This window comes from Actinosynnema sp. (assembly GCF_052038725.1).
On the sequence record NZ_JBQGCX010001075.1, the window covers coordinates 1 to 2,952 of the forward strand.

The 2,952-nt window shown below is 73.7% G+C and carries 3 protein-coding genes; all 3 read left to right on the forward strand.

The window, feature by feature from the left end:
• Positions 1 to 1,201: dihydroorotase (locus ACTUAL_RS22600; RefSeq protein ID WP_440901647.1), on the forward strand; the 1,201-nt coding region annotated here is incomplete at its 5' end.
• A complete protein-coding gene (locus ACTUAL_RS22605) occupies positions 1,198 to 1,689 on the forward strand; it encodes a PH-like domain-containing protein (protein WP_096496120.1) in 492 nt (163 codons plus the stop codon). The genes ACTUAL_RS22600 and ACTUAL_RS22605, both read left to right, overlap by 4 nt.
• Positions 1,686 to 2,798 (forward strand): glutamine-hydrolyzing carbamoyl-phosphate synthase small subunit, encoded by a 1,113-nt coding sequence (carA, locus tag ACTUAL_RS22610; protein WP_440901648.1) that lies wholly within the window; start codon positions 1,686 to 1,688, stop codon positions 2,796 to 2,798. The genes ACTUAL_RS22605 and carA overlap by 4 nt, the downstream gene beginning before the upstream one ends.
• Positions 2,799 to 2,952 lie beyond the last annotated feature (154 nt).

The following is a 2,952-nucleotide window of genomic DNA, read 5'->3' on the forward strand; positions in this document are numbered from 1 at the left end:
GATCGACGCCGCGACGATCGACGACGACACCCAGGTCGTCGACGGCGGCGGCGCGGTCCTGCTGCCCGGCTTCGTCGACCTGCACACCCACCTGCGCGAACCCGGCCGCGAGGACACCGAGACCATCGCGACCGGGTCCGCCGCCGCCGCGCTCGGCGGCTACACCGCCGTGTTCGCCATGGCCAACACCGACCCGGTGGCCGACAACGCCGTCGTGGTCGAGCACGTGGCCCGGCGCGGGCGCGAGGTCGGCCTGGTCGACGTGCACCCGGTCGGCGCGGTCACCGTCGGCCTCGAGGGCGAGAAGCTCGCCGAGCTCGGCACCATGGCCAAGGTCGGCGTGCGCGTCTTCTCCGACGACGGCCACTGCGTGCACGACCCGCTGCTGATGCGCCGCGCGCTGGAGTACAGCCGCGCGCTCGACGCCGTGATCGCCCAGCACGCCGAGGAGCCGAGGCTCACCGTCGGCGCGCAGGCCCACGAGGGCGAGAACGCCGCCCGGCTCGGCCTGCAGGGCTGGCCCGCCTCGGCCGAGGAGTCGATCGTGGCGCGCGACTGCCTGCTCGCGCTGCACGCCGAGGCCCGCCTGCACGTGTGCCACGTGTCCACCTCGGGCACCGCCGACGTGCTGCGCTGGGCCAAGGCGCGCGGCACGCGGGTGTCCGCCGAGGTCACCCCGCACCACCTGCTGCTCGAAGACCGCAGGCTCGCCACCTACGACCCGGTCAACAAGGTCAACCCGCCGCTGCGCGCCGAGTCCGACGTCCTGGCGCTGCGCGCCGCGCTCGCGGACGGCTCGATCGACTGCGTCGCCACCGACCACGCCCCGCACGCCGTGCAGGACAAGGACTGCGAGTGGTCCGCCGCGCGGCCGGGGATGCTCGGCCTGCAGACCGCGCTGTCCGTGGTCGCCGAGACCATGGTCGCCACCGGCCTGCTCGACTGGCGCGGCGTCGCCCGCGTCATGTCCGAGCGCCCGGCGGAGATCGGCGGCCTCGCCGACCAGGGTCGCCCGATCGCGGTCGGCGAGCCCGCGAACCTGGCGCTGGTCGACCCGGACGCCCGCTGGACCGTGCGCGGGGCCGACTTCGCCAGCATCGCGGCGAACACCCCGTTCGAGGGGATGGAGCTCCCCGCCGCCGTCGTGGCGACGGTCCTGCGCGGGCGAGTCACCGCGCTCAGCGGAAGGATCCAGCCATGACCCGCACCCTCCTGGCCCTGCTGTGCCTCGCGGTGTTCCTGCTGATCGCCTACGGCATGTGGCACGGCTGGCGCAGGCGCGCCCGCGCCCAGGAGCAGGTGCTCGCGCGGTTCCCCGCCCCGCCCGCCGAGCAGGGCGAGCCGGTGCTGGAGACCACCGGCGTGTACGTGGGCACCACCATCGGCGACGACTGGCAGGACCGGGTCGCGATCGGCGACATCGGCCACCGTGCCGAGGCCGTGCTGCGGCTGACCGGGCAGGGCGTGCTGGTGGAGCGCGACGGCGCCTCGCCGCTGTGGATCCCGGCCGCCGACGTGCGCGGCGCGCGCACCGCGCGGGGGCTGGCCAACAAGGTGATGACGGCGGACGGCCTGCTGGTCGTGCGCTGGCAGCTCGGGGACAAGGTGCTCGACACCGGGTTCCGGGGCGACGACAAGGACGTGTACGAGCAGTGGGTGGACGCCCTGAACGCGGGAGGCAAGGCATGAGCAGCGCGGCACTGGTGCTGGAGGACGGCCGCGTCTTCCGCGGCGAGGCGTACGGCGCGCGCGGCGCGTCGCTGGGCGAGGCGGTGTTCTCCACCGCCATGACCGGCTACCAGGAGACCCTGACCGACCCGTCGTACCACCGGCAGATCGTGGTGCAGACCGCCCCGCAGATCGGCAACACCGGCTGGAACGACGAGGACGACGAGTCGACCCGCATCTGGGTCGCGGGCTACGTCGTGCGCGACCCCGCGCGCGTGCCGTCCAACTGGCGCTCCCGGCGCGGGCTGGACGAGGAGCTGGAGCGGCAGGGCGTCGTCGGCATCTCCGGCGTGGACACCCGGATGCTGACCCGGCACCTGCGCGAGCGCGGCGCCATGCGGGCGGGCGTGTTCTCCGGCGACGAGCTGGGCACCGCCGAGGAGATGCTGGAGCGCGTGCGCAGCGCCCCGGAGATGAAGGGCGCGAACCTCGCGGGCGACGTCACCACTCCCGAGCCCTACACCGTCGAGGCGGTCGGCGAGCGGAAGTTCACCGTCGCCGCGCTCGACCTGGGCATCAAGTCCAACACCCCCAGGATGCTGGCCGCGCGCGGCATTGAGGTCCGCGTGCTGCCGCTGACGTCCACCCTGGACGAGCTGCTGGCGGTGGGCGCCGACGGCGTCTTCCTGTCCAACGGCCCCGGCGACCCCGCCACCCAGGCGCACGCCGTCGACCTCACCAGGGGCGTGCTGGAGCGGAAGATCCCGCTGTTCGGCATCTGCTTCGGCAACCAGATCCTCGGCCGGGCGCTGGGCCGCGAGACCTACAAGATGCGCTACGGCCACCGGGGCATCAACATCCCGGTGATCGACGTGGCGTCCGGCCGGGTCGCCATCACCTCGCAGAACCACGGCTTCGCCCTGGAGGGCGAGCCCGGCGAGGAGTTCGGCACCGACTTCGGCCGCGCCCAGCTGAGCCACTACTGCCCCAACGACGGCACCGTCGAGGGCGTGCGCGCCCTGGACGTGCCCGCGTTCAGCGTGCAGTACCACCCGGAGGCGGCGGCGGGTCCGCACGACGCCGCGCCCCTGTTCGACGAGTTCGTGACCCTGATGAGCGAGGCCCGCTGACATGCCGAAGAGGACTGACCTCAAGCACGTTCTGGTGATCGGGTCCGGCCCGATCGTGATCGGCCAGGCCTGCGAGTTCGACTACTCGGGCACCCAGGCCTGCCGGGTGCTGCGCGAGGAGGGCATCCGGGTCTCCCTGGTCAACTCCAACCCC

Bases quoted from the DNA above. Each gene is read 5' to 3' on its own strand.
- ACTUAL_RS22605 (WP_096496120.1), top strand. From the start codon at position 1,198: ATGACCCGCACCCTCCTGGCCCTGCTGTGCCTCGCGGTGTTCCTGCTG.
- carA (WP_440901648.1), top strand. From the start codon at position 1,686: ATGAGCAGCGCGGCACTGGTGCTGGAGGACGGCCGCGTCTTCCGCGGC.